20 protein-coding genes are annotated in these 26,486 nt (G+C 70.6%); 12 read left to right on the plus strand and 8 right to left on the minus strand.

The window, feature by feature from the left end; genetic code table 11:
* Both AC0T5L_RS13255 and AC0T5L_RS13260 read left to right on the plus strand, forming a co-directional pair.
* Positions 1–672: a PaaI family thioesterase gene (locus AC0T5L_RS13255; RefSeq protein ID WP_476165729.1), complete on the plus strand. Its 672-nt coding sequence runs from the start codon at positions 1–3 to the stop codon at positions 670–672.
* Between the two features lie 380 nt (positions 673–1,052).
* Positions 1,053–1,364, plus strand: a complete 312-nt coding sequence (locus tag AC0T5L_RS13260) for a chorismate mutase (RefSeq protein WP_476165730.1) — start codon at positions 1,053–1,055, stop codon at positions 1,362–1,364.
* Between the two features lie 66 nt (positions 1,365–1,430).
* Here AC0T5L_RS13260 and AC0T5L_RS13265 read toward each other — a convergent pair whose 3' ends face one another.
* Both AC0T5L_RS13265 and AC0T5L_RS13270 read right to left on the minus strand, forming a co-directional pair.
* Entirely contained in the window at positions 1,431–2,726 is a 1,296-nt protein-coding gene (locus AC0T5L_RS13265; RefSeq protein ID WP_476165731.1) for an endonuclease/exonuclease/phosphatase family protein, read from the minus strand.
* A 288-nt stretch (positions 2,727–3,014) separates the two neighbouring features.
* Complete coding sequence (locus AC0T5L_RS13270) at positions 3,015–4,376, minus strand: glutamine synthetase family protein (protein ID WP_476165732.1); 1,362 nt, start codon at positions 4,374–4,376, stop codon at positions 3,015–3,017.
* Positions 4,377–4,964: 588 nt separating this feature from the next.
* Here AC0T5L_RS13270 and AC0T5L_RS13275 point away from each other — a divergent pair.
* Entirely contained in the window at positions 4,965–6,737 is a 1,773-nt protein-coding gene (locus AC0T5L_RS13275; RefSeq protein ID WP_476165733.1) for an NAD+ synthase, read from the plus strand.
* 85 nt (positions 6,738–6,822) lie between these two features.
* On the plus strand, positions 6,823–7,368 hold the full coding sequence (locus AC0T5L_RS13280) for a VOC family protein (protein ID WP_476165734.1): 546 nt from the start codon (positions 6,823–6,825) through the stop codon (positions 7,366–7,368).
* 74 nt (positions 7,369–7,442) lie between these two features.
* Here the strand turns inward: AC0T5L_RS13280 and AC0T5L_RS13285 are convergent, their stop codons facing one another.
* Both AC0T5L_RS13285 and AC0T5L_RS13290 read right to left on the minus strand, forming a co-directional pair.
* The gene (locus AC0T5L_RS13285) at positions 7,443–10,451 is read right to left on the minus strand and encodes an ATP-binding protein (protein ID WP_476165735.1); all 3,009 of its coding nucleotides are present in this window, start codon (positions 10,449–10,451) and stop codon (positions 7,443–7,445) included.
* A gap of 92 nt (positions 10,452–10,543) precedes the next feature.
* Positions 10,544–10,726 (minus strand): hypothetical protein, encoded by a 183-nt coding sequence (locus AC0T5L_RS13290; protein WP_476165736.1) that lies wholly within the window; start codon positions 10,724–10,726, stop codon positions 10,544–10,546.
* Between the two features lie 252 nt (positions 10,727–10,978).
* Between AC0T5L_RS13290 and AC0T5L_RS13295 the strand changes: the two genes are divergently transcribed.
* The 3 genes from AC0T5L_RS13295 (at position 10,979) to AC0T5L_RS13305 (ending at position 14,337) form a co-directional block, all read left to right on the plus strand.
* Positions 10,979–11,623, plus strand: coding sequence for a hypothetical protein (locus AC0T5L_RS13295; RefSeq protein ID WP_476165737.1), 645 nt, complete (start codon positions 10,979–10,981; stop codon positions 11,621–11,623).
* 115 nt (positions 11,624–11,738) lie between these two features.
* Positions 11,739–12,077, plus strand: coding sequence for a hypothetical protein (locus AC0T5L_RS13300; protein WP_476165738.1), 339 nt, complete (start codon positions 11,739–11,741; stop codon positions 12,075–12,077).
* A gap of 409 nt (positions 12,078–12,486) precedes the next feature.
* The gene (locus tag AC0T5L_RS13305) at positions 12,487–14,337 is read left to right on the plus strand and encodes a carbohydrate-binding module family 20 domain-containing protein (protein ID WP_476165739.1); all 1,851 of its coding nucleotides are present in this window, start codon (positions 12,487–12,489) and stop codon (positions 14,335–14,337) included.
* A gap of 159 nt (positions 14,338–14,496) precedes the next feature.
* Here the strand turns inward: AC0T5L_RS13305 and AC0T5L_RS13310 are convergent, their stop codons facing one another.
* The gene (locus AC0T5L_RS13310; RefSeq protein ID WP_476165740.1) at positions 14,497–17,547 is read right to left on the minus strand and encodes a bifunctional [glutamine synthetase] adenylyltransferase/[glutamine synthetase]-adenylyl-L-tyrosine phosphorylase; all 3,051 of its coding nucleotides are present in this window, start codon (positions 17,545–17,547) and stop codon (positions 14,497–14,499) included.
* Between the two features lie 219 nt (positions 17,548–17,766).
* Positions 17,767–19,191: a type I glutamate--ammonia ligase gene (gene glnA, locus AC0T5L_RS13315; protein ID WP_476165741.1), complete on the minus strand. Its 1,425-nt coding sequence runs from the start codon at positions 19,189–19,191 to the stop codon at positions 17,767–17,769.
* 325 nt (positions 19,192–19,516) lie between these two features.
* On the opposite strand from glnA, the gene AC0T5L_RS13320 reads away from it, so the two are divergent.
* From AC0T5L_RS13320 to AC0T5L_RS13340, 5 genes are all read left to right on the plus strand, one after another.
* On the plus strand, positions 19,517–19,993 hold the full coding sequence (locus AC0T5L_RS13320; protein WP_476165742.1) for an RDD family protein: 477 nt from the start codon (positions 19,517–19,519) through the stop codon (positions 19,991–19,993).
* 269 nt (positions 19,994–20,262) lie between these two features.
* Positions 20,263–21,693, plus strand: coding sequence for an LCP family protein (locus AC0T5L_RS13325; RefSeq protein WP_476165743.1), 1,431 nt, complete (start codon positions 20,263–20,265; stop codon positions 21,691–21,693).
* 183 nt (positions 21,694–21,876) lie between these two features.
* On the plus strand, positions 21,877–23,247 hold the full coding sequence (locus tag AC0T5L_RS13330; RefSeq protein ID WP_476165744.1) for an LCP family protein: 1,371 nt from the start codon (positions 21,877–21,879) through the stop codon (positions 23,245–23,247).
* Between the two features lie 181 nt (positions 23,248–23,428).
* Entirely contained in the window at positions 23,429–24,082 is a 654-nt protein-coding gene (locus AC0T5L_RS13335) for a DUF2975 domain-containing protein (RefSeq protein WP_476165745.1), read from the plus strand.
* Positions 24,082–24,327 (plus strand): helix-turn-helix domain-containing protein, encoded by a 246-nt coding sequence (locus tag AC0T5L_RS13340; protein ID WP_476165746.1) that lies wholly within the window; start codon positions 24,082–24,084, stop codon positions 24,325–24,327. Before AC0T5L_RS13335 ends, AC0T5L_RS13340 begins: the two co-directional genes overlap by 1 nt.
* 239 nt (positions 24,328–24,566) lie before the next feature.
* Here the strand turns inward: AC0T5L_RS13340 and AC0T5L_RS13345 are convergent, their stop codons facing one another.
* Positions 24,567–25,286, minus strand: coding sequence for a DUF4191 domain-containing protein (locus AC0T5L_RS13345; RefSeq protein ID WP_476165747.1), 720 nt, complete (start codon positions 25,284–25,286; stop codon positions 24,567–24,569).
* A 216-nt stretch (positions 25,287–25,502) separates the two neighbouring features.
* Positions 25,503–26,456 carry a lipoyl synthase gene (gene lipA, locus AC0T5L_RS13350; protein WP_476165748.1) on the minus strand — a complete coding sequence of 318 codons (954 nt, stop codon included), beginning with the start codon at positions 26,454–26,456 and terminating at the stop codon, positions 25,503–25,505.
* Between the last annotated feature and the right edge of the window lie 30 nt (positions 26,457–26,486).

Here is a 26,486-nt window from a genome sequence, read left to right on the forward strand (position 1 = left end):
ATGACGGTCAACACGCAGCCGGTAGCCGAGCGCCCCGACCCCCGCTCCTTCGGTCTCCCGGTGGTCGAGCAGGACCAGATTCCCGCCGAGCTCCGCTCCCTCGTGGCACACGTCCATGACCTCATCGACGCCGTCGCCAACACCGAGGTCGACACCGACACCCTCGCTGAGGCCGCCTCCGCCGTCGAGGGCGTCACCGGCAAGCTGAACATCGCCCGCCGTCAGATCGGCACCATGGTCCAGCGCGACCTCCAGAGCGGCGACGTCGAATTCGGCACCATCACCAACATCGTCGCCGGGGACACCAACCCCGCCGCCCCGCCCCTCCTCCTGGAGCGCACCTCCGAGGGACTGCACGGCGAGGTCACCCTCAACACCGTCTACCAGGGGCCGCCCGGACTCGTGCACGGCGGCTGGATCGCGGCCCTGCTCGACCAGGCGGTCGGCAGCGTCTCCGCCGTGGAGACCACGCCCGGGCTCACCGCCAAGCTGGAGGTGGACTACCGCAGGCCGACGCCGCTGTTCACGCCGTTGGAGGTCACCTCGTGGGTGGAACGGGTGGAGGGCCGGAAGGTCTTCGTCTCCGGCCGGATCCGAGCCCACGGGAAGGTCACCGCCGAGGCGACCGCCCTCATGATCCAGGTCGAGATGCCCGAGAACCAGGACGGCTGACCGCGGTCGGCCAGAGGACTCCGGGGCGGTCCGTGTAGAGGGGCACGGACCGCCCTTTCGCGTGTGCGGGCCCAAGGCGTACCCGGGCGTGTGCCGTGGCGCCCTCACCGGAAGGTCCGGTAGAATCAGCGGCATGACCCACCGCTATCGCGTGTTTAGCCAGCCGACGCTCCCGTCGGCCGCTTGCACGTAGGCGGAAGCAGGGATCGTCGGCAACAGAGCGCTCGGGCGCACGGCCCGGTGCTCTTTCGTTTTTCAGGCGGCCGACGCCCCACGACACGCTCTCCACTCATCCACGCGTATCCCGCGGGGGACGTACGGCCGCACCACGTCCGTCCCGGGCCCGCCACGGCCCGTTCCCACACCGAGGGAGACACACCGTGTCCGAGAGCCACCCCGTCCCCGAGTCCTCCCTGAACGAGCAGGTCCGCCAGCTGCGCGGGCGTATCGACCAGATGGACGCCGATCTCGCCGAACTCCTCGAACGCCGTGCCCTCGTGGCCGCACAGGTGCAGAGGCTCAAGCCGGTCGGCTACTTCGCGGGACGCGACACGCGGCGCGAGCGAGAACTGGTCGAGCGCATGGCCGAGCACGCGCCGCGCCTGGGCCCGGAGCGGCTGGCCGCCATCATGGACAGCGTCATCAGCGCCGGACTGGCCGTGGCCCAGGAGGAATCCGCGCGCACCTCGTGACCTCCCCTGCGGCCTCCTCCCACGGTGCCGCCGCGCTAGGTGTACTGATCCGAGACCTCAGGTCCGTCAACACGCTTCAGCGCGGACGGCCTTGCGCGGTGCGCGGCGGACCAGGTCCACCCACACCAACCTGTGGTCGGAACTGGGGAAGGGGCGGTCGCCGGTCAGGCGGAACAGGGGATCGCCCACGGGCGGCCAGAACACCCCGGAGGAGCGGGCCGGAACGGTCCGCGAGGGCAGCACGTAGTCCACGCGCAGGTTGCCCGGGCCGGGCTCGTCCGCGAAGTCGGCGCTGTCCAGGTCCGGGGCGCCCGCGTGCCCGTCGTTGGCCCCGCCCTGGCGCCGGGCCGCGCCCCTGCCGCCCTGGCTGGCCGGGCGCACGTCGGTGATCCCGGGGTGCTCCAGGAGCCGGGTGATGGCCCTCGGGTGCGCGTCGCCGTCGTTGGGGTCGGCGTTCAGGTCACCGGCGATGACGAACGGGGCGCCGGCGGGCAGACCGCCGCACCGCCCCCGGTCGTCGTAGACGTAGGAGTCCGCGCCCGGGGTGACGTAGTCGGCCCAGAAGCGGATCTCGTCGTGGTTGCGCGCGACGTTGCGCCTCTCCGGGCCGTCGAAGGCGGGCGGCGTGGGATGGCTGGCCAACAGGTGGATCGGGCATCCCCCGCCGGTGTCGACGGGCAGGTCCCAGTGGCTCTTGGAGGAGAGCCGCAGAACCTCCAGGGCCTCGGGGGAGTAGTAGGGCTCGCCGGTCCCGGGTCGGGTGGGCAGGAGCGCACCGGGCATGTCCGCCCACCGGAAGGTTCGGAAGGTGCGCGCCAGCTCGGTGAGGATCGGGTACATCGAGTACACGACCATCCCGTACTGGCCTGGGAAGAGCCCGTAGCCGAAGGCGTCCTCGGCGTAGCCGGGGCTGCCGGGGTCGGTCACCGCCTCTCCGTCTCCGTTGAGGTCCACCCCCGAGGCCACACCGGTGTTGACGGGGGCGGTGTACACGTACGGGTACTCGATGGCCTCGGCGCCGTTGCGCCCGACGGACAGGTAGTTGTCCTGGAACAGGCGGGGACCGGCCCCCTCCTCGTCGTGGTCGAACTCGTTGACCAGGAGGACGTCGGGGCGCACGCGTTGGATGATCTCGGCGACGTTGCGTGCCTGACCGCTGCCGGGGACGGCCAGTTCCTCGGCGAGCGCGCCCTGCTCCGCGCGCTCCAGCGCGGCGTTGAACGTGGCGAACCGCACCTCGTGCGGACCCGGAGGACCGGGGGCCGACGACGACGCCTCGGCGGCGACCGGTGCCGCCACCAGGGCGGACGAGGCGAGGACCAGGGTGGAGGTGGAGGCCACCGGGCGGGGACGCGGATGCATGGGGGCATTGTCTCCCAGGCGCGGAACCCCCTTGGCGGGGAAGCGCTTCCTTGCTGCAATGCCACACCAGGAGACCCGGGAGCCCGACCTGCCCTTCCGCCGTGCCCGCTGGGCCGGTCCCGGCCGTGGCCGAGCCCCGGCGCGGCGAGGCGGCGCTGTGCGCCCTGTCCACGGCGGTGCCCCTGGCGGAGAGCGGGCGCACCCGGCGGGTTCGCGACCACGTCCACCGGGTCCCGGCCGGGGGACCCGCCTTCCGGGAGCCCTGGCCGCGCGGCCTCGCCCGCCGGATCAGAGCGTCGGCAGATACCGTGCCAGCTCGTACGGGGTGACCTGGCGGCGGTAGGAGTTCCACTCCGCCTTCTTGTTGCGCAGGAAGAAGTCGAAGACGTGCTCGCCCAGGGTCTCGGCGAGCAGCTCGCTGTTCTCCATGATCCGCAGGGCCTCGTCCAGGCTCTGCGGCAGCGGGCGTATGCCCAGCGCGCGGCGCTCAGCGTCGGTCAGGGCCCACACGTCGTCCTCAGCGCCGGGAGGAAGGTCGTAGCCCTCCTCGATGCCCTTGAGCCCGGCGGCCAGGATGACGGCGTAGGCCAGGTAGGGGTTGCAGGCGGTGTCCAGCGAGCGGATCTCGATCCGGCTGGAGTTGGACTTGCCGGGCTTGTACATCGGAACGCGCACCAGCGCCGAACGGTTGTTGTGGCCCCAGCAGATGTAGGCGGGGGCCTCGCCGCCCATACCGGCGGAGGCCGCCGGGTCGTCCCACAGGCGCTTGTAGGAGTTGACCCACTGGTTGGTCACGGCCGTGATCTCGTCGGCGTGCCGCAGCAGGCCCGCGATGAACCCGCGCCCCACCTTGGAGAGCTGGAACTCCGCGCCCGGCTCGTAGAAGGCGTTCCGGTCGCCCTCGAACAGCGACAGGTGCGTGTGCATGCCCGATCCCGGGTACTCGGTGAACGGCTTGGGCATGAACGTCGCGTACACGCCCTGCTCCATCGCCACCTCCTTCATCACGAGCCGGAAGGTCATGATGTTGTCGGCGGTGGTCAGCGCGTCGGCGTATCGCAGGTCGATCTCCTGCTGTCCCGGGCCGCCCTCGTGGTGGCTGAACTCCACGGAGATGCCCATGGCCTCCAGCATGTTGATGGCGTTGCGCCGGAAGTCGTGCGCGCTGTTGTGGGGCGTGTGGTCGAAGTAGCCGCCCGAGTCGTTGGGCTCGGGGAACTCGCCCTGCTCGGGCATCTTCTTGAGCAGGTAGAACTCGATCTCGGGGTGGGTGTAGAACGTGAACCCCAGGTCGGAGGCCTTGCTGAGCTGACGCTTGAGCACATGGCGCGGGTCCGCCGAGGACGGCGAACCGTCCGGCATGAGGATGTCGCAGTACATGCGCGCCGTGCCGTGCGGCTCGTTGCGCCAGGGCAGCACCTGGAAGGTGGAGGGGTCGGGCTGAGCCAGCATGTCAGCCTCGTAGACACGCGCGAACCCCTCGATAGCCGAGCCGTCGAAACCGATGCCCTCGGAGAAGGCCGCCTCCAGTTCGGCGGGAGCGACCGCCACGGACTTGAGGTACCCGAGCACGTCGGTGAACCACAGCCTCACGAACCGGATGTCGCGCTCCTCCAACGTGCGGAGCACGAATTCCTGCTGTCGATTCACGATCAACCTTCCTCGATACTGGTCGGTCCGGGCCACGCTCCGCCGCGCGGAGTCGAGCCGGACACAGTGTCCCAGAACCAGTCTGCCGTGCGGATATTTCCAGGGTATTTCCGCACACGCCAACCAGCCTGCCCGGTCCGTTCCCCGCACACGCATTATGACCGGTGACCGGGCCTCCCGCCGCCTTCGCGTCCTGCTCGTGTCCCCGCGGTGTGACGGAGCTCCCCGGCTACGCGCCCGTAGAGCCCGCAGGTGGCCCGCTCCAGGGGGTTGGGTAGAGCCTCCGGCAGACCTCAGCCACGTGCCCGTAGAGCTTCCAGCGGTGAGCAACCAAGACTGTGGTCGCGCGCCAGCCCGGGTCCTACGGATGCGTGGTTGTTCGCCAGCCCGGGCTCTGCGGATGCGCGGTCGGGGCTTCCTGCGCGCCCTACCTAAACCCCCTTGGGGCGGGCCGCCACTGCGCGCTTCCCCGACCCCCTGGAACGGGCCACCGCTGCGCGCTCCACCCCCGTGGCTGAGCAACCAGTTCCGCGCACGGGTCACGGTCACTCATACCGAAAGTCCAACCGCAGTACTAGGCTCGTTTCCGTGGCACAGCTGAGAATCGCATTGGCCCAGGTCAACCCCACCGTGGGCGACCTGGATGAGAACCGGTCCATCGTTGTCGATTCCGCGCACCGGGCCGCCGAGGAGGGCGCCCACCTGGTCGTCCTCCCGGAAATGGTCGTCACCGGCTACCCGGTCGAGGACCTGGCGCTGCGCAACTCCTTCGTGTCGGCCTCCGTCAAGGCCACCCGCGGCCTGGCCGCGGACCTGGCCCAGGCGGGCCTGGGCGAGCTGCCCGTCGTCGTGGGCTACCTCTCCCGCCGCGAGGGCCCGGGCGCCCGCTACGGGCAGCCCGCCGGAGCCCCCCAGAACGCCGTCGCCGTCCTGCACCGAGGCGGTGTCGTCACCTCATCCGCCAAGCACCACCTGCCCAACTACGGCGTGTTCGACGAGTTCCGCAACTTCGTCCCCGGCGACACCTTTCCGGTGGTCCGGGTGCGTGGCGTGGACGTCGGCCTGGCCGTCTGCGAGGACCTGTGGCAGGAGGGCGGCCCCGTCACCGCCGCCCGCGCGGCCCGGGTGGGGCTTCTGGTATCCCTCAACGGCTCGCCCTACGAACGCCACAAGGACGACGTGCGCCTGGAGCTGTGCCAGCGCCGTTCCCGCGAGATCGGTGCCGCCCTGGCCTACGTCAACATGGTCGGAGGTCAGGACGAACTCGTCTTCGAGGGCGACTCCCTGGTCGTTGACGCCGAGGGCGAACTCGTGGCCCGCGCCCCCCAGTTCACCGAGACCCTCCTGGTCGCCGACCTCGACCTGGCCGAGGCCGCGCCCGCCCAGGACGGCGCGGTCGCCGAGGTGGACCGTCTACGCATCGTCCGCCACACCGTCTCGGCCGACCCGGTCGCCCCCTATCCTCCGCGGGCCAACACCGTCACGCCGCGCCCGGACCCCATCTCCGACACCGGTGAGGTGTATCGGGCGCTGGTCACGGGTCTGCGCGACTACACCGTCAAGAACGGCTTTGGATCGGCCCTCGTCGGCCTCTCCGGCGGCATCGACTCCGCCCTCGTGGCGACCATCGCGGTGGACGCCCTCGGCGCGGACCGGGTCCACGGGGTGCTCATGCCCAGCGTGCACTCCAGCGAACACTCGGTCAGCGACGCCGAGGACCTGGCCGGGCGCCAGGGATTCGCCACCCGCACCGTCGCCATCGCCCCGGCCGCGGACGCCTTCACGCGGTCCATGGGGGAGGTGGCCGTCCCGCTCACCGGTCTGGCCGCCGAGAACCTCCAGGCCCGGGTGCGCGGCATCCTGTTGATGTCCCTGTCCAACGAGGAGGGCCACCTGGTCCTGGCCACCGGCAACAAGAGCGAGGCCGCCACCGGCTACTCCACCCTCTACGGCGACTCCGTGGGCGGGTTCGCGCCCATCAAGGACTGCTGGAAGACCCTCGTCTGGGAGCTGGCCCGCTGGCGCAACGCCGAGGCCGTCCGTCTGGACCAGGTCCCGCCCATCCCGGAGAACTCCATCTCCAAGCCGCCCAGCGCCGAGCTGAGCCCCGACCAGCTGGACACCGACTCCCTGCCCGACTACGCGCTGCTCGACGCCGTTCTGGACGCCTACGTCGGCACGGACAAGGGCGAGGCCGAACTGGTCTTCGCCGGGTACGACCCCGAGCTGGTGCGCCGGGTCATCCGCCTGGTGGACCGCGCCGAGTACAAGCGCCGCCAGTCCGCTCCGGGCACCAAGATCAGCTCGCGCAACCTCAGCCGGGACCGTCGCCTGCCCATCACCAACCGCTGGACGGTCTGAGGACTCCCGGCCGTTCCCAGCCGCACCTGGGTTCCGGCGGTCCCCAGGCGCACCCAGGTGTCCTCGGGCCAGTCCCATCCGGGGCGTGTCGCTCAAGGCCGCGTTCGTCGCCGCCGTGGGGCGGCTCGCCGATGCGGTCGGCCATCATCCCGACGTCGATCTGCGTGCGGGGCATGTTCAGTTCGTGCTGCGCAGCCACGACGCCGGAGGGGTGACCGAACGGGATGCCCGGCTGGCCGAGCGGATCAGCGCACTCGCATCCGACCAGGAGTTGGCCCCGTGCCCGGAGCAGGTACAGGTGCTGGAGCTGGCCCTGGACACGCCTGTGTCGGAAACGGTGCTGCCGTTCTGGGCAGCCGTTCTCGGCGGTGGTGAGGCAGGCGGCGATGTCGTCGACCCGGCGGGAGAGCTCCCGCCGTTGTGGTTTCAGACGACCGACTCCACCGCACCCGATCGGCAGCGCTTCCACCTCGACGCCACGGTCCCCCCGGAAGTCGCCGACCGGCGGGTTGCCGCAGCGGTTGCCGCAGGCGGACGCGTCGTCGACGACGGCCGTGCACCGGCCTTCATCGTGCTGGCCGACCCGGACGGCAACAAAGCTTGTGTCTGCACCGAGCTGGGGCGGGGCTGACCCCCGCCTGCTCCCACCGGCACGTCATCGACCCGGCCTCGCCTGGCGACGCACGCGGGGCTTGGGCAACGCGCCTAGGCAAGGCCCAGCTCCCGTAGCCGGGCACCGGCCGCCGCCCGGTTGGGCACGTCGAGTTTGGCCAGGATGTTGGACACGTGCACGCTCGCGGTCTTGGGCGTGATGAACAGCTTCGCGGCGATCTGGGCGTTGGTGTCGCCCACCGTCAGCAGCCGCGCCACCTCCGCCTCGCGCGGGGTCAGCCCGGCGGGTACGGCGGGCGGGGCCGTGTCCTTCACCAGGCCGGTGCCCATCCTGCGGGCCAGGTCGGCGGCGGCGCCGGCCAGGGGCACCGCCCCGCACTCCTCGGCCGCCGCGTGTGCCTGCCGCGTCCATTCCAGGGCCCGGCCCCGGTCTCCGGCCGCCATCGCCGCCTCGGCGGCCCGCAGCCGGGCCTGTGCCAGGTACAGCCGCATCGGTGTGGCCTCCCACGCCGACACCGACTCCGTCCACCGCTCCAGCAGCTCTGCGGGGTCCGCACCGTCCACCCCGGCCAGCCGGGCCGTCACGGACGCCCGGTAGGCGTGCTGGGCCGTCCCGTGGGCCGGCATCAGCGACACCAGGTCGGCCACCAGGTCCCGTACCCGGCGCGCCCGCGCCGCGGTCTCCTCCGGGCGGTCCGGCTCCGCCGCCCGTCGCGCCGCCTCGGCCATCACGTCCGCCATCGGCCACGTGTACCCGTGCGCGGACTCCAGGACCATCCGCTCCAGGGTCCGTTCCGCCAAGACGAGCGCGTCGTCGACCGCGCCTTCGACCAGGTCCGTCTCCAGGAGCGCCAGTAGGGACAGCTGCACGATGTTCATCCGCTGCGAGGCCAGCGCGTCCGCACCTTCCGACGTGTCCACGGCCCGGCGCGCGGCGGCCAGGTCTCCCTGGGCGGCGGCCGTCCGGGCCAGCACCGCGTCGACGTAGTAGCGGTGCCTGCTGAACTGGTGGGTGCGCAGGACCGCCTCGACGATCTGGCGCGCCTGGGTCAGGTCGCCCAGCTCGAAGTGGATCTCCGCGCGGTTCTGGTGGTTGAAGGTCTTGTGGACGGACGCCCACCCCATCGCCTCGTGCCGGGCCAGGGACTTCTCCAGCACCGCCAGGCCCTCCTCGTGATGGCCCAGCTCGCGTAGGAAGTGGCCGAGGTTGCCCGCCCCGCGCGCCTCCAGGGAGGGGTCGGAGATCTCGGCGGCGTGGCCGATGGCCGCCTCGATCAGCGGACGGCCTCTCTCCAGGTCGCCCATGTCCATGTGGAGTCCGCCCAGGGTGATGCGGGCGTCGGCGGCCGCGCACATGTCGTCCTGACCGGAGGAACCGGCGAGTGCGATGGCCTCCTCCGCGAGTGCGCGCGCGGACCTTCCATCCCTCTCCAGCTCCTTCAGGCGCTCCTGTTCCGGGGTGTCGCGCCGGTCGGCGCGGTGCACCATGCTCTCCCGGGCCAGGATGGACAGGATCCGGGCGTATCCCGGCATGTGCGGCGGGTGCAGTTCCAGGGCCGTGACCAGGTCGATGACCCCGCTGCCGCATGCCTCCTCGGCGTGGGCCAGCCCGCGGCGGCGCAGCAGGCACGCCCGCACCATCTGCGTGTGGTCGTCGCGGTCGTCCTCGGGCAGGACGGCCAGGGCGTCGTTGGTGAGTTCCAGGGCACGCCTGCCGCGGCCCGCCTCCACGGCGGCACCGGCCGCGCGGCTGACCACCTCGGCCCACGTCAGTCCCTGCACCCGCTCCCGGGCGTCGGGAACCCTGTCCCACAGGGCCAGCACCCGCTCCAGCATGTCGAGCTCCTCGTCGTAGGCGAGGGTGTCGCCCGCGCGTACCGCCGCCCACCAGGCGGCCCGTAGCGCGCTGGGCAGTTCCTGGGCGGCGTTGTAGTGGTGGGCCTGCTCGGCGGCCCGCCGGTCGAGGGGGACGGAGTCGGGGTACTCGTCGATGAGCTGGGCGAAGCGCATGTGCAGCCGCGCGTGGGGACCGGGCAGCAGCTCGCCGTGTACCGCGTCGCGCAGGAGGGCGTGCCGGAACCGGTACCCGGTTCGGTCGGCGCGCAGCGCGTTGGCGTCCACCAGGGTGCGCAAGGCGGTCTCCAGCTCGTGTTCGGCGAGACCGGCCGCGTGGTAGAGCATCTCGTGCTCGATGCTGCCCGAAACCGCGCCGACCGAGGCCACGCGCAGCGCCGACAGGGCGGTGTCGTCGAACCGGTGCAGCGGCTCCAGGAGCAGGTCGCGGAACTGGTCGGGCACGTCGTGGCCGTCACCGGCGGGGTCGCCTGCCGACGCCGCGAGCGACTCCACGAACAGCGGGACGCCCTCGGTGCGCCGGTAGAGCTCGTCCATCTCACGGTGGGTGAGCTCCGTGCCCCGGATCGCGGCGGCCTGGGCGCCGGCCTCGTCACGGCTGAGCGGTTCCAGCTCCAGGCGGGTTACAGCGGACAGGCGTTCCAGCTCGGGGAGCAGGCGGCGTAGGGGGTGGGTGCGGTGCAGGTCGTCGCTGCGGTAGGTGGCGATGATCTGTACGCCGGGCAGGTCGAGGTTGCGTACGAGGAAGACGAGTAGGTCGCGGGTGGCGCCGTCGGCCCAGTGCAGGTCCTCCAGGACCACGGTGAGGCCGCTGGTCCCGGCGGTCTGGTCGAGCAGGCGCAGGACCTGCTCGAAGAGGACGCCCCGTGCCTCACCGTGGTTCCCGGGCAGGGGGCCCAGCTCCGGCAGGAGCCGGGCCAGCTCACCCGATCCGCCGGGCGCGGCGGCCTCGAAGGCCTCTCGTCCGCGCCCGCGCAGGAGCTGGCGCAGGACCGCGGTGAAGGGGGCGTAGGCAAGGCCGTCCACACCCAGTTCCAGGCAGCCGCCGACGAACACCGACCCGGCGGGGCGGGTGGCGGTGAACTCCCCGACCAGCCGGGTCTTGCCCATGCCCGCGTCCCCGCCGAGCAGTACCGTCCCGGACGCCTCGGTGAGGCAGCGGCGAGCGTGTTCGTCGAGGGTGCTCAGCTGTGACTCGCGGCCGACGAAGAGCGGACTGGTCTCGGAGAGCAGGGGCATGTGCGTCATTATGCGGGTTCTGTTCGCCAGTGTGGAGGCGAGTGCGAGCCGGTTGCCCGAGGGCGCGGGCGCCTCCGGCGCCACACGGGTGTCCGATGGCCTCAGACGGCACGGCCGTAGGCCTCACGGCCACGCCGCAGGCGGGAGCGCTCGCGGCGCTCCCGCCTGCGGCGCGCGCGCTCCTCGGCGCGGGCCCGGCGTGCCGCCCGCAGGTTCCGCATCTCGCGGATGCGCTGTTCGGTCATCACCCGGGCGTTGGCGTTCAGCAGGTCGGCGTGGAACACGGTGTCCTCCCCGTTCTTTGGCGCGGACCCCGTGTCCCCGCCTTCTGGTGTCCACGATCGCCCTAAGGCCCCGAGGCGCACATGGGGAGGAATCCCCGTCCTGGGACGGGAAGCCCGCATGCGGTCTCTGAGCACCTAGGCGGGTGATCCGGACCTGAGTCCCGCGGACCAGGGGTGTGTCACCACATGCACTCGCGTTGTCACTCATAGTTGTCTAAGGGTGTCGGATCGTGAACACGCAGGAGGCGCGGGATGACTCGGATGGTCCTGAAGGGCTGGCGGAACTCGGCGTACGGGCGGGCGGCCACGGCCGGCCTGGTGGCGGTGGGGGTGTTCGCGGCCCCGGCTCTCGCGGACGACGGGCTCGGAGGGGCGTCGAAGGCCCCGCTCGCGACCGGGCCCGGCCAGGCGGCCGGGGTGGACCTGGTCCTGGACGCGGGAGCGGAGCCGCCGCAGGCGGGGCAGGAGCTCACACTGCGCACCACCCTCGCCAACGGCGACGGTGGTGCCGTGGAGGGCGCCCTGCTCGCCCAGCACGTCCCCGGTTCGCTGGAGATCGTGGAGGTCGACGGTGACGGGGTGGTCAAGGACGGCATCGTGAACTGGCAGGTCGCCGTGCCGGCGGGGGAGGAGGCGGTGTACGCGGTGCGCGTACGGGTTCCGGAGGGCGCCGAGGGACAGGCCCGGCTGACGAGCACGGCCTGCCTGCTGCTGGACCGCGACTCGGATCCGGCCGCGTGTGCGAGCGACACGGTGGTCGTCACCGAGGCGTCGGTGGGATGGCGGATGTCGGAGTACATGAACCGCGACGGTCTGCTGAGGGCCGCCGGAGCGGCTCTGCTGGCCGGACTGGCCTGGGTGCTGTGGCGGCGCAGGAACGCGCCGAAGCGCAGATGAGCCGGGGCGGGGAGCGAGCCGCGGCGGCGCGGGGCTCGGGCCTGGCCTCCGGACGTGTCGCACCGGTGCGTATGGAGGCGGATCTAACAACTACAAGGCGTAGTAACGTTCGGGTATGGACATCTTCTACTCCGCGCTCGCCTTCCTGCACATGCTCGGCCTCGCGGGTATCCTCGCGGGCTTCCTCATGCAGGTCATGACCGGTAACGCCAAGTCGCCCAAGGTCCTGTTGCACAGTTCCCTGCTCCAGTTCCTCACCGGCCTGCTGCTGGTCGGGGTCGCCGAAATGGCCGACCTCACCGAACTGAACCACGTCAAGATCGCGGTCAAACTGGTGGTCGCGCTGGCCATCGTGGTGGTGGGCGTGCTGAACCTGCGCAAGCCCGCGACGAACCTCGCCGTCACCGCGGGTGTGCTCGCCGTCCTCAACATCGGCGTGGCCGTCTTCTGGTAGTCCCCGCTTCCCGGCGGTCCCCCCGACGCGGCCCCTCCGGCCGTTCCTCGCCGGTGGTGGTACGGAACCCGTGGTCCGTGCCACCACCGGCTTTTTCTGTGTCCTTCAGTAGTCTTGCAAGTTTTTTCGTATTCAGGGACGAAGGCCCATGCGCTCGTCCGTGCAGCTCATCGTGGTGGCACCCCGAGCCCGCCTCCGTCGCGAATGCGCCGCTGTGTCCGACATCCGAGCAGGTGGGCGCGGTGTTCGTCGCGCTGCGTGAAAGGTGACACCCCGATGACGCGGGCTGTTCACAAGGGCGGGCTCGTCTGTTACCTTCATCACGCTCACGCAAACTCTTGCAATTGCTGCAAGAGTACGGCGGTCGGGGCAGCGTCGCCCCACCGCGCACCTCCCCCAAGGAGCGCACATGAAGGTATCCGGACTCGGCGCCGCAGCCGGGTCGGTTCTGCTGGGAGCCGGCCTGCTAGCGGTTCCCCTCATGCTCGACCCCGCTCCCCAGCGGGTCGAGACCGTCTCCGCCACCACGGCCGCGACCGAGGCCGCCACCGCGGCCACCGGCAACGGTGAGACCACCGTCCACCTCTTCCAGTGGACCTGGGACGCCGTGGCGACCGAGTGCGCCGACTTCCTCGGCCCTCACGAGTACGGCGGGGTCAAGGTCTCCCCGCCCCAGGAGCACATCGTCGTCCCCTCCGCCGAGGGCGGGGACTACCCCTGGTGGCAGGACTACCAGCCCGTCTCCTACCGCATCGACAACACCCGGCGCGGCACCGCCGAGGAGTTCGAGGCGATGGTCTCCACCTGTGCCGACAACGGTGTGAAGGTCTACGTCGACGCCGTCATCAACCACACGACCGGCGACGGATCCGGCACCGGAAGCGCGGGCACCGAGTGGGCCAAGTACGACCACCCCGACCTGTTCGGTGACGGCAGCGCCCGGTACGACCGCGCCGACTTCGGCCCCTGCTACGAGGAGATCGCCGACTGGAACAGCAAGGAGGAGGTGCAGAACTGCCAGCTCCTGGGAATGGCCGACCTCAACACCGCTGACCCCGACGTGCGCGCGCAGATCCGTCGCTACCTCAACGGCCTGGTGGACATGGGCGTGGCGGGCTTTCGCGTGGACGCCGCGAAGCACGTCCCCGAAGCCCACATCGACGACATCTTCTCCGGCCTGAACGAGGTGCCGGCCTTCGGCGGTGAGCCGGACGTCTACCACGAGGTGTACGGGGACCAGACGATCCCCTACACCGCCTACACGCCGTATGGACGCGTGACCGCCTTCGACTACCAGCGCGACATCTCCGACAGGTTCGCGGGCGGCGACATCTCCGGCCTGGCCGACCTGCCGGACTACGGCGGACTCAGCGACGAACAGGCCACCGTCTTCGTCGACAACCACGACACCCAGCGCGCGGACCCGACGCTCACCTACAAGGACGGCGGCCGCTACTACCTGGCCACCGCGTTCATGCTCGCCCACCCCTACGGCACCCCGGTCGTCATGTCCAGCTACGACTTCGGCGACAACACCGCGGCGGGACCGCCCAGTACCGGGACCGAACCCGGCAACCCGGCGGGCTGGATCACCGAGGACGCCGACTGCTCCGGCTCCGACTGGGTCTGCGAGCACCGGCACCCCACGGTCGCCGGGATGGCCGCCTTCCGCAACGCCACCGGCGAGACCCCAGTGGTCCAGCGCGCCGCCGACGGCGCTTCCCGGCTCGCCTTCGACCGCGGTGACAGGGGTTTCGCCGCCTTCAATGCGAGCGGCGGCACCTGGGACCTGACCGCCGAGACCAGCCTGCCCGACGGCAGCTACGAGAACGCGGCCGGGAGCGGAACCCTCACCGTCGCCGACGGCCGGGTCAGCGCCCGGGTCCCGGCCGACGGGGCCGTCGCCCTACACGTGGGCGGCACCTGCGACGACCCCGGCGAGTGCGGTGGCACCGACCCCGGCGACCCCGGTGACCCGGGCGATCCGGGAGGGGACGGCATCTCCGCCACAGTGGAGACCTGGTACGGCCAGGACGTGTACGTGGTCGGCTCCACCCCGGAACTGGGTTCCTGGGACCCGCAGGACGGAGTGAAGCTGTCCACCGACGATTCCACCTACCCCGTGTGGTCGGGCACCGCCGTCATCGGTGCCGACACCGAGTGGAAGCTCGTCAAGGTCGACGGCTCCGGGAACGCCGAATGGGAGTCCGGCGCCAACCGCGTCGGCCCCGCGGACACCGTCACCTGGCGCAGCGGCTGACGGCCCCGGCGCCCCGCGTCCCCATTCCCTCGGCGCGGGGCGCCGTCCGAGGACCCGGGCAGGCTCTCTGCAGCGATGATCTTGCCCGTACTGGCGTGCTCGACCGCCGACACCGCCAGTACGGGCAAGATCATCCGGTGAAGGCTCGTGGCCAGCGTGCTAGTCGTCGTAGAAGACCCGCTCCATGACCGCGCGCGCCCGACGGGTGGTGCGCAGGTAGGACTCGGTCAACTGGTCGGACGGGCCCTCCCACACCTCCTCCTCGTCCTCGTAGCTGCGACAGCCCATTCCGCCCGCCACCGCGGCGCGCACCCGCAGGTCCGTGGGCAGCGAGTCGCCGCCCCGGCCGCGCACCAGCATCACCATCCCGCGCACCCGTGTCGCCAGCCTCCATGCCTGGCCCAGGACCTCGCCGTCCTCCTCGTCCAGGAGCCCGTGCGCCACGGCCGCCTCCAGCGCCTCCAGCGTGCCGGTGGTCCGCAGGTCCGGGTACTCGTGGGCGTAGCGCAGCTGCGTCAACTGGGCCACCCACTCCACATCCGACAGCCCGCCCCGGCCCAGCTTGGTGTGCAGTGTCGGGTCGGCCCCGCGCGGTAGCCGCTCGGCCTCCATACGCGCCTTGAGCTTGCGGATCTCCAGCACCGCGGAGGGATCGATTCCGCCCACCGGGTACCGGATCGGGTCGATCAGCTCCGCGAACGCCTTCCGCAGCCCCGGATCACCCGCGATCGGCTTGGCCCGCAGCAGCGCCTGGCTCTCCCACACCTGAGACCAGCGGCCGTAGTACACGGCGTAGGACTCCAGCGTGCGTACCACCGGCCCGCTGCGACCCTCCGGGCGCAGGTCGGTGTCCACCTTCAGCGGCGGCTCATCGGCGGGCATCTCCAGCAGCCGCGCCAGCTCCCGCACGATCGCCATCGCCTGCTTGGTCGCCGCGCCCTTGTCCACCCCCGGAAGGGGATCGTGCACGTACATCACGTCCGCGTCGCTGGCGTAGGTCAGCTCACCACCGCCGAACCTGCCCATCGCCACCACGCACACCCGCGTGAGCGGCTCGTCCTGCGACGCCGCCACCACCCGGTTCTGCGCCAGGCGCAGCGCGGTCTCTATCGTCACCGCGGCGATGTCGGTCAGCGCCGAGCCCACCTCCTGGACCGAGGACACCTCCAGCAGGTCGGCGGCGGCCGTACGCAGCAGCTCGCGTCGGCGCAGCGCGCGCACCGCCGCCACCGACTCCTCGGCCGTGTCGTACCGGCGTTGCGCCGCCTCCGCCTCGGCCTCCAGCACCCTCGGGCTGCGGCGCGCCAGTTCGGAGTCGTCGGCCAGCATCGCCACCGCCTCCGGGGCGCGCAGCAGCAGTTCCGTCACGTAGCGGCTCGTGCCCAGCAACCACGCCATGCGCTCGGCCACCCGGACATCGTCGCGCAGCAGCCGCAGATACCACGGAGTGGTGCCCAGGACCTCACTCACCTGCCGGAACCCCAGCAGGCCCGCGTCGGGGTCGGGTGCGTCGGAGAACCAGCCCAGCATCACCGGCAGCAGCGTCCGCTGGATAGCCGCCCGTCGCGAGACACCCGAGGTCAGCGCCTCCAGGTGGCGCAGAGCCCCGCCCGGGTCGGCGAATCCCAGCGCCTCCAGGCGATCCCTGGCCTGCTCCGGCGACAGCCGCGCCTCCTCGTCCGGCAGCTTGGCCACCGCGTTGAGCAGCGGCCGGTAGAACAGCTTCTCGTGCAGGCGCCGCACCTCCGCCGACATCCGGCGGCGCGCGTTGGTCAGCTCCTTGACCGGATCCGCGGTGAACCCGAGCGCCCGCCCCAGGCGGCGCAGGTGCTCAGAGCCCTCCGGCCCGGCGGAATCGGGCATCATGTGTGTACGGCGCAGCCGCTCCAGCTGCAACAGGTGCTCCAACCGCCGCAGGAACCTGTAGGCGTCCGCCAGTCCGGACGCGTCCCTGCGTCCCACGTACCCGTGCTCGGACAGCGCCGCCAGGGCCTCCAGGGTGTTGCCCGACCGCAGCCGGTCGTCGGTGCGCCCGTGCACCAGCTGGAGCAGCTGCACGGAGAACTCGATGTCGCGCAGTCCGCCCGGCCCCAGCTTGAGCTCGCGCTCGGCCTCACCGGCGGGGATGTGCGCCACCACCCGGCGGCGCATCGCCTGCACGTCCTCCACGAAGTCCGTACGGCTCGCGGCTCCCCACACCATGGGGGAGATCACGTCCATGTAGGACCGGCCCAGCTCCACGTCACCGGCGATCGGGCGGGCCTTGAGCAGCGCCTGGAACTCCCAGGTCTTGGCCCAGCGCTCGTAGTAGGCGCGGTGCCCGGACAACGGGCGCACCAGCGGCCCGTTCCGCCCTTCCGGCCGCAGCGCCGGATCCACCTCCCACAGGGAGCCCTCGGCGTCGGTCCCCGAGGGGACGCGCATCATCTCGGTGGCCAGCCGGGTCGCCGCGCGCATCGCGGCCTGGTCGTCCACCGGATCGTCGGAGTCGGGCGTGCCGGCCGGCTCGGCCACGAACACCACGTCCACGTCACTGACGTAGTTCAGCTCGCGGCCGCCGCACTTGCCCATGCCGATGACCGCCAGGCGGCACAGCGCCGCGTCCTCGGGGTGTTCGGCCCGGGCCACCGCCAGGGAGGCGTCCAGTATCGAGGCGGCCAGATCGGCCAGTTCCGCGGCGACCTCGTCCACCGTGCACAGGCCGGTCAGGTCCCGTCCCGCCAGGCGCAGCACCCGCCTGCGGTAGGCCACGCGCAGGAGGTGCCGGAGGGCGGCGGTGGACCCGTCCTCCGCCACGGCGGGATCGGCGACCGGAGCCGGGCTGTTGGGGTCGGCGCCCACGGTGTGCATCAGGCCCCGGCGCGTCTCCTCCGGCTCGGGGGAGCGGGCGGCGTCGGCGCCCCTCAGCTCCAGCCAGTCGCCCGGATAGCGCACCAGGTGGTCGGTCAGGGCGGTGCTGGTGCCCAGCACCCGGCACAGCCGGGCACGCAGGTCCCGGTCCTCGCGCAGCGCCCCCAGGACCTCGGCTGGGTCGGGGGTGAACTCCAGGATCCGGAGCAGGCCGAGCAGGGCCTGGTCGGGGTCGGGGGCCGCCGCGAGGGCGCCGATGATGTCGGTGTCGGTCCGGGCGTCCAGACCGGCCTCCTCCACCAGCCGCAGGGCCCGGGTGCTGTCGCTGAAACCGCGCCTGGCGAGCGCACCTGCCGTCATATTCGTTCTTCCGTCCCTTGCCACGCGTCAACGGTAACCGTGCGGTCGGCGGGTGGGCGTTCGCGGCCGAGCCCGCCGCTCCCGTCCCCGGCGACCGGTACAGGGTCCCGGCAGCGGGTCGGGGCCGGTATCCGAACGGATACCGGCCCCGAGGGGGAGGGCGCGCGGGGCGCGCCGCTCCGGGGAGCTACCGGGTACGCCCCGGCGGCCGGGTGCTGCTTAGACGTCGTAGTAGAGCTCGAACTCACGCGGGTGCGGACGCAGACGCAGGGAGTCGATCTCCTCGGTGCGCTTGAAGTCCACGTAGGTCTCGATGAGGTCCTTGGTGAACACACCGCCCTCGAGCAGGAACTCGTGGTCGGCCTCCAGGGCCTCCAGGGCCTCGTCCAGCGACGCCGGGACGGTCGGGATGGCCTGGGCCTCCGCAGGGGGCAGCTCGTACAGGTCCTTGTCGATCGGCTCCGGCGGCTCGATCTTGTTCTTGATGCCGTCGATGCCGGCCATCATCATGGCGGAGAAGGCCAGGTACGGGTTGGCCGACGGGTCCGGCACGCGGAACTCGATGCGCTTGGCCTTCGGGTTCGAGCCGGTCAGCGGCAGGCGGATGCAGGCCGAGCGGTTGCGCTGGCTGTAGACGAGGTTGATCGGGGCCTCGTAGCCGGGCACCAGGCGGTGGAAGGAGTTCACCGTCGGGTTGGTGAAGGCCAGCAGCGCTGAGGCGTGCTTGAGCAGGCCGCCGATGTAGTAGCGGGCCGTGTCGGAGAGCTGGCCGTAGCCGGACTCGTCGAAGAACAGCGGCACGCCGTCCTTCCACAGGCTCTGGTGGCAGTGCATGCCCGAGCCGTTGTCACCGAACAGCGGCTTGGGCATGAATGTGGCCGTCTTGCCCGCGGCGTTGGCGACGTTCTTGACGATGTACTTGTACAGCTGTACGCGGTCCGCGTGCTGGAGCAGGGTGCCGAACTTGATGCCGATCTCGGCCTGGCCCGCGGTGCCGACCTCGTGGTGCTGGAGCTCGACCTCCACACCGGCGTCGATCAGGGCCCGGGCCATGTCCGAGCGCAGGTCGCTGTAGTGGTCGACCGGCTCGACCGGGAAGTAGCCGCCCTTGTAGCGGGGACGGTAGCCGCGGTTGCCGCCCTCGATGGTGGAACCGGTGTTCCAGGCACCCTCGATCGAGTCGATCTCGTAGTAGCCGGTGTTGGACCGGGTCTCGAACTTGACGTCGTCGAAGATGTAGAACTCGGCCTCGGCACCGAAGAAGGCGGTGTCGGCGACGCCGGAGCCGCGCAGGTAGGCCTCGGCCTTGCGGGCGACGTTGCGCGGGTCGCGGCTGTAGGACTCCAGGGTCAGCGGGTCGTGGACGAAGAACGTCATGTTCAGCGTCTTGTGCTTGCGGAACGGGTCCAGCACGCCGGTGCTCAAATCCGGGAGCAGCAGCATGTCGGACTCGTGGATGGCCTGGAACCCGCGGATCGAGGAGCCGTCGAACATCTGGCCATCGGTGAACGTCGACTCGTCAACGTTCTCGGTCGGGAGGGTAACGTGGTTCACGCCTCCGAACAGGTCCGTGAAACGGACGTCGAGGAACTTGACGTCCTCTTCTCGGATATAGGCGAGCACCTCGTCGACGCTGCTGAACAAAACGAACCTCCGTGCAGTGGCTGAGACGGTGGACCGGGGCCCGCCCCATCGCGGACACGTCGGATCGTGCGCCGTCTCCCGGCTTCGTTATCGAAGCTAGGAGGGGGTGGTTTCCGCGCCATGTCTCGATTGTTTCCTGCATGTTACGGAGCTGGTCGTTTTTGCAGACCAAGGCATCTGACCCGGTGATTCCGCCCCGTACGTGCGAAAACAGGACGCTCTGCAACGCTGGTCGTGACCCCCGGCACCTGCCCGCGGGCGAGGCGTCATGCCCGACCGACCGGCCCGAGCGCGGGTGTGCCGGGTGCCCGGATACCGTGGAGGTATGAGCGACGAGAGCCGGGGCGCCACCACCGCCCCCGGGGACGAATTCCAGTACCGGGGCAACCGGCTCGGCCTACCCGAGGACGGCACGGGCTCGGTGCCCGGGATCCTCCGCCGCCTGGTCGGCCTCGCCCTGGACTGGGCGCTGGCCCTCATGCTGGCCTGGGCGGCCTACAGACTGGGTCTGGTCGGCTCCGGCCTGTCCTCCCAGGAGGAGGTCGTCCCCATGGTCAGCAATACCGCCCTCATCGTCTTCGCGGTCATGAGTATTCTCCTGCTCACTCTTTTCGGCACCACCGTCGGCCGCCGCACCGTCGGGGTCGGGATCCGCGCCACCGGCGAGCGCTCCTGGCCCTGGTTCGTCTCCATGACGGTGCGCACCCTGCTGTTGTGCCTGGTCATCCCCGCTGTCGTCTACGACCGTGACACCCGTGGACTGCACGACCGGGCGGCGGGAACGGTCGCCACCCGCTACTGAGGCTCGACGCCGGTGTCCCCGGCGCGTGCGGGTGTGCCGCACACGTGTGCGCACCCCTTTCGAGCTGCTGTTAGCATCCGTTCATCGTCGGGCGTGTTCCGTGGGAGCCGTCTGTCGCCTGGAAACCACTGCGCCGCAGGCGTGGACCGAGAGTGGCGGAGGGCGGTGGGAGGGCGTGTATCCAAGGGACACATCCGGGGCCGGGGCGGACCGAAGCCCCCACGGCCTGATCACCGCCCCGAGCACATCGCATCCGTCCGAAGGTTCGCATGGCTGGAAAACGCTCCGCCCCCCGCCCCTCGGGCGCACTCGACGCCATGCGGATGTCCGCAGGGCAGTGGGTCGCCTGCGCCGTCACCGCGCTGGCCATCGTCGCCAGTCTCGGCGGCTACGGCTGGTACCAGGGCATCGTCGGCAACATCACCACCACGCAGGTGGACACCGACACCTGGGACCGGCCCACCAGCGTCGAGGGCATGATGAACCTGCTCATCATCGGCTCCGACGTCCGCTCGGGGGAGAACGCCGACTACGGCGAAGCCGAGGGCGAGCGTCCCGACACCATGCTCATCGCCAGCATCAACGTCGACAACGGCGCGGCCACCCTGGTCAACCTGCCCCGCGACCTGGTCGTGGACCTGCCCTCCTGTGAGGCCACGGAGGGCTATGAGGGCATGAACGCGCACAGCGGCATGATCAACTCGGCGATGACCTTCGGCGGGATCGGCTGCCAGTGGCAGACGGTCGAACAGGTCACCGGCGTGCACCTGGACCACTTCGTCATGATGGACTTCACCGGGTTCAAGGACATGGTGGACGCCATCGGCGGTGTGGAGATGTGCGTCCCCCAGCCGATCGACGACCCCAAGGCGCACCTGACGCTGGACGCGGGGAAGCAGACGCTCAACGGTGAGGACTCGCTGGGCTTCGTGCGCTCCCGCTACGGCCAGGGCGACGGCAGCGACCTGTCCAGGATCGACCGCCAGCAGGAGTTCATGGGCGCCATGCTGCGCCAGGTGCTCAGCAGCGAGGTCATGACCAGCCCGGTGACCATCACCAACTTCCTCGGCGCCGTCACCGACTCGGTCACCACAGACGAGGAACTGACCGTCGACACCATGACCGACCTCGCCATCTCCATGCGCGAGGTCGACCTCCAACGAGTCCAGTTCGTCACCGTGCCCAACGGCCAGCACCCCGATGATCCGAACCGGCTGGCCATGAGCGCCGATGCTCCCGCGCTGTTCGAGGCGATCAACTCCGGCGCCGCCCTCGCGGACGGCGACGAGGAGGAGGAAGAGGACGCGGAGGGGGACTCCGGCGAGTCCGCTCCCGCCCCTTCCGAGATCTCCGTGCAGATCATCAACAACGCGGGCATCAACGGCCTGGCGGGCGAGGTCGAGACCGTCCTGCTCGGCGAGGGCTACAACGTCACCGGAAAGGGAAACCCGGTGAACCGGGCTCCGATCAACACCACGGTCTACTACGCGCCCGGCCAGGAGGCGGCGGCCGACCTGCTGGCGGGTTCGCTGGAGAACGCGGTCACCGAGGAGGTCGCCGACCTTCCCCAGACCCTGGAGCTGGGCATCGGACAGGACTGGGGCGGTTTCACCGGAGGCGGGGGCTCCTCCGAGTCCGAGGTCTCGGTCACCGAGGACCTGGGCGGCATCACCGCGAAGAACGAGGAGAGCGCCTGCTGACCGGAGTCTGACGGTCGAGTGCGATCTGACACGGTACGTACCTTCCGGTACGATCCGGCCGTTACGTCCGTGTCGCCGTACGCGTTGCGCGCGCTGACCCTCCGACCGGACCTCCCCAGTCCCATACCGGATCGCAGGTGCCTCTTGGCTCCCATAAACGTGTCCCCGGCCCCGGCCAGGAAGATGAGTCCCGGCCAGTGGGTGGCGTGCGGGGTGACCGGTCTGCTCATCGCGGCGAGCCTGACCGTCTACGCGGGATACCGCGACACCCTCAGCATCGACACCGAAGAGGTCAACACCGATGCTTGGGGCGACCGCCCCGAACAGGTCGCGGGTATCCACAACATCCTGTTGCTGGGCGGAGACGAGGAGTCGGGCGGCGAACGCCCCGACGTGCTGGTCATCGTCAACATCAACGTGGACAACGGCGCGGTGACCATGGTCAACCTGCCGCGCGACCTGATCGTGGACATCCCCCAGTGCGACCCGGTCGGCGATTCCCCCGGCTGGCCCGGCGGACTACAGCAGATCAACCACGCCGCGACGTACGGCGGCCTGGACTGCCTGGGCAACACCGTGGAGGAGACCACCGACATCCACCTGGACCACATGGTGACGGTGGACTTCTCCGGGTTCGAGAACATCGTGGACACCATCGGCGGCGTCGAACTGTGCATCCCCAAGGATCTCGAAGACGAGAAGGCACACCTGGAGCTGGACGCGGGGACGCAGACCCTCAACGGCGAGGAGGCACTCGCGCTGGCCCGCTCCCGCCAGAGCACCGAGAACAGCGACGACATGGGGCGCATCAAGAGTCAGCAGCGGCTGATCGGCGCCATCCTGCGCGAGGTCACCAGTGGTGACACCCTGTCCAGCCCCACGACGCTCTACGACTTCCTGGGCTCGGTCACCGACAGCATGGTGACCGACGACGGGTTCACCGTGGACAAGATGGCGGAGCTGGCCATCGCCATGCGCGAGGTGGACCTCAGCCGGGTCAACATGGTGATGGCGCCGGTCGTGCAGTCCCAGACCCACGAGTACAAGGTGGACCTCCAGCGGGGCCCCGCCGAGGAGCTGTTCGCCGCCGTGGCCGCCGGTGAGGTGCTGCCCGAGGAGGAGAGCGGGGACGGGGGCGCCAAGGGGGAGTCCGAGGAGTCTGAGGAGCCCGCCGTCGAGCCCGGCGACGTGTCCGTGCGGGTGCTCAACGGCACCTTGGAGACCGGTCTGGCCGAGACCTTTCAGGGGCTCCTGGCGGACCGGGGCTTCACGGTCACCGGTTTCGGCAACCCCGGACCGCGTAACCCGCAGCAGAGCACCATCTACCACGCTCCCGGCCAGGAGGCCGAGGCACGGACCCTCGCCGCCGCCCTCGACACCGTACGGACCGAGGAGGTGGCGGGCCTGGGGGAGGAGCTGGAGCTGGTGATGGCGGAAAGCGACTGGGAAGGTCTGGCCGGCGACGGATCCGACACGGCCGCCACCGGCGCGGACGACGCCCTGACCGGCCTGGAAGCCGCCTCCGCCGCCGAGGACGAGGTCTCCTGCGAGTAGTCGCCCCGCAGCGGTCCGAAAGGGCCCGTGAGCACCCCGAGGTGCCCGCGGGCCCTTTTCGCGGCCCGGAGAGGCCTGGGGCCGTGACAGGCCGGGGCGGGGCGGAACCCGGACCGGACATGACGGACTGCGGCATATCGTTTATCGTTATTATCGATAAGCGATATGCGAAAGGTATGTCATGTCCAGGTGGAACCAGCTCCGCTGGAGCCGGTCCGACAGCGTCCTCGTCCAGCTCCTCCTCATCGTCTGTACCGGGCTCAGCGGTCTCAGCATGGTCCTCGCCCTCACGTGGGTCGCCTCGCTCCTCCCCGTGAGCGGAAGCGCGGTGCCCAACACCATCACCGTCTGGGCCCCGGACGAGGCGTCCGAGCCCCGGGCCGACGTGGCCACCGCCAGCGATGACTACGAGGCCGCCCCGGGCGGAACACTGCAACTCACCTTCCACGACCCCACCGCCCTGGAGCGGTTCCTGTTGGCCGTGCCCGTTCTGCTGGGCGCCACCGCGGCCCTCGTGGTGATGGTCATGGTGCTGCGCGTCCTCCAGAGCCTGGACAAGGGGGACCCCTTCGTCCCCGCCAACGTGCGCCGCGTCTACACCATCGCCTTCACGGTCCTGGCGGCCTCCGTGCTGATCCCCGTGGCCAGGACTGCCTGCGAGGGGGTCCTACAGACCCGGGCCTTCGGCATCGACGGTTTCGTCTTCGCGTTGGGCGTCCCCGGCGGAAACGGAGTCTCCCTCGCCTACGTCTTCGTGGGCTTCGTCCTCACCGCGCTGGCCGAGGTCTTCCGCCGGGGCACCCGGCTGCGCGAGGACGTCGAAGGGCTCGTCTGATGCCGTCCGAGGAGGCCGCCGGGGTGCGCGTGCACCTGGACAAGCTTTTGGCCGAACGCGAGATGACCCTGACCCGGCTGGCCGAGCGGGTCGGCGTCACCGTCGTCAACCTGTCGGTGCTCAAGAACGGCCGCGCCAAGGCGATCCGCTTCTCCACCCTGGCCGCCCTGTGCCGCGAACTCCACTGCCAGCCCGGCGACCTGCTCGGCTACGGCCCCGGAACGGAGCCCGGGGAGCCCGGCTGAGCACGGGACGCGCACGCGAAGGGGGCCGTCGCACCGGTGGGTGCGACGGCCCCCTCACGCGTGTTCGGCCCGCGGGCTAGGGAGTGTTTTTAGAAGGCTTTCGGGTCAGCGAGCGGCCGTTTGGGCCATCTCTCGCAAGACGATGTGCGAAGTTCAGCCCGGTCGTGCTTCACGAGCGCAGAGGCGTAGCGAGAGGCAGCCCGGTGGACGCGAGCCCGAAATGATGCAAAAAACACGACCTAACCGCCCGCCTGGCCGCGCATGCCCCTGGGCATCTTCGCGCTCTTGGGCATGGGGCCCTTGGGCATCTGCATCTTGGAGGGCAGCGCCTTGAGCCGGTAGTTCAGCTCGGCGGTCCCGGCCTTGTCCAGGTTGCGGGGCAGCTTGACCAGCGTGCGCTGGAGCTTGGAGACCGGCACCTGGCCCTCGCCGTTGCCGACCTTGAAGTCGTAGATGGGGGTGTCGTAGGACACGCGCGCGACACGCTTCTTCTCACCGGCGATCAGCGGCTTGAGGCGGCCGGGGTCGCCCTCGCCGACCAAGACCACGCCGGGGCGGCCCACCACGCGGTGCACGACGTCCATCTGCTTGTTGGCCGCCACGCCCGGCTCGACCACCCAGTTGCCGCGCATGTTCTCCAGGATCGCCATCCCCGCCCCCAGGCGCCCGTCCAGGACCTTGTACTGGACGCGCTGAGCGGAGCGGGTGAAGATGATGAAGCCGACCAGGAAGGCGACCGGCAGGCCGGTCAGCGGCCACAGGATCCACGAGCCGGTCCAGATACCGATCCCGACGAAGGCCGCGAGGATGACCACCGCCACGGTGACCGCGATCGGGATGCTGCGCGGGCTCTGCTGGTGGACGACCTTGGCGACCATGCCGATCTGCTTCAGCCGGCCCGGCTGCTTCTCGGCCCCGCCCTTGCCCTGGGCCGTGTTCTGTGAACCCTTTTTCGCCATCGTGCTCTCAGGCAGCGCACGCCGACACCGGATCGGCGGGGAAGGAGATCCCTGGGCTGCCTTGCCTCCTCTTCGCGGTCGACCTGGGTGCGGCGCCTTACGGCGCCACCAACGGGGCGCCTCTCCTCACCAGGATATGTGGACGTGCTCCTGTATGAGGAACGGTGGCCCGCGGGCCACCGTTCCAGGTTGGTCACGACTCGGGCGAAAAACCCGTTACGCGTTGTTCGCCAGAGCGGCGTTCTCGGCGTCACGCTTCTCCCGCGCCTGCTTGTACAGGCGGCCCGCGCGGTAGGAGGAGCGCACCAGTGGACCCGACATGACACCGGCGAAGCCGATCTCCTCGGCCTCCTCGCTCAGCTCCACGAACTCCTCCGGCCGTACCCACCGGTCGATCGGGTGGTGCAGCTTGGAGGGGCGCAGGTACTGGGTGATGGTCAGCAGGTCGCACCCGGCCTCGTGCAGGTCGCGCATCGCCTCGCTGATCTCCTCACGGGTCTCGCCCATGCCCAGGATCAGGTTCGACTTGGTGACCAGGTTGTCCGCGCGGGCCTCGGTGATCACCTTGAGGGAGCGCTCGTAGCGGAACCCCGGACGGATGCGCCTGAAGATCCGCGGCACCGTCTCGATGTTGTGCGCGAGCACCTCCGGACGTGAGCCGAACACCTCGGCCAGCTGGTCCGGTTCGGCGTTGAAGTCGGGGATGAGCAGCTCCACGCCCGTGTCCGGGTTGAGCTCGTGGATCTTGCGGACGGTCTCGGCGTACAGCCAGGCGCCGCCGTCCTCCAGGTCGTCACGGGCCACACCGGTGACGGTGGCGTAGCGCAGCTCCATGGTCTTCACGGAGTTGGCGACCTTGGTCGGCTCCATACGGTCCAGGGGACTGGGCTTGCCGGTGGCGATCTGGCAGAAGTCACAGCGCCGCGTGCACTGGTCGCCGCCGATGAGGAACGTCGCCTCGCGGTCCTCCCAGCACTCGTAGATGTTGGGGCACCCGGCCTCCTGGCACACCGTGTGCAGGCCCTCGCTCTTGACCAGGGACTGGAGCTCGGTGTACTCGGGCCCCATGTGCGCCTTGATCTTGATCCACGGCGGCTTCTTCTCGATGGGGGTCTCGCTGTTGCGTGCCTCCACGCGTAGCAGCTTGCGGCCCTCAGGAGCGATGGTCAACGTGAACCCGTTCCCTTCTGTGCCCCGTGA

This window comes from Nocardiopsis sp. TRM 82005 (assembly GCF_056312425.1).

Coding starts and splice junctions, on each gene's coding strand:
- AC0T5L_RS13255 (WP_476165729.1), top strand. CDS start 1: ATGACGGTCAACACGCAGCCGGTAGCCGAGCGCCCCGACCCCCGCTCC.
- AC0T5L_RS13265 (WP_476165731.1), bottom strand. CDS start 2,726: ATGCATCCGCGTCCCCGCCCGGTGGCCTCCACCTCCACCCTGGTCCTC.
- AC0T5L_RS13285 (WP_476165735.1), bottom strand. CDS start 10,451: ATGACGCACATGCCCCTGCTCTCCGAGACCAGTCCGCTCTTCGTCGGC.
- AC0T5L_RS13295 (WP_476165737.1), top strand. CDS start 10,979: ATGACTCGGATGGTCCTGAAGGGCTGGCGGAACTCGGCGTACGGGCGG.
- AC0T5L_RS13300 (WP_476165738.1), top strand. CDS start 11,739: ATGGACATCTTCTACTCCGCGCTCGCCTTCCTGCACATGCTCGGCCTC.
- AC0T5L_RS13305 (WP_476165739.1), top strand. CDS start 12,487: ATGAAGGTATCCGGACTCGGCGCCGCAGCCGGGTCGGTTCTGCTGGGA.
- AC0T5L_RS13310 (WP_476165740.1), bottom strand. CDS start 17,547: ATGACGGCAGGTGCGCTCGCCAGGCGCGGTTTCAGCGACAGCACCCGG.
- AC0T5L_RS13320 (WP_476165742.1), top strand. CDS start 19,517: ATGAGCGACGAGAGCCGGGGCGCCACCACCGCCCCCGGGGACGAATTC.
- AC0T5L_RS13325 (WP_476165743.1), top strand. CDS start 20,263: ATGGCTGGAAAACGCTCCGCCCCCCGCCCCTCGGGCGCACTCGACGCC.
- AC0T5L_RS13330 (WP_476165744.1), top strand. CDS start 21,877: ATGAGTCCCGGCCAGTGGGTGGCGTGCGGGGTGACCGGTCTGCTCATC.
- AC0T5L_RS13335 (WP_476165745.1), top strand. CDS start 23,429: ATGTCCAGGTGGAACCAGCTCCGCTGGAGCCGGTCCGACAGCGTCCTC.
- AC0T5L_RS13340 (WP_476165746.1), top strand. CDS start 24,082: ATGCCGTCCGAGGAGGCCGCCGGGGTGCGCGTGCACCTGGACAAGCTT.
- AC0T5L_RS13345 (WP_476165747.1), bottom strand. CDS start 25,286: ATGGCGAAAAAGGGTTCACAGAACACGGCCCAGGGCAAGGGCGGGGCC.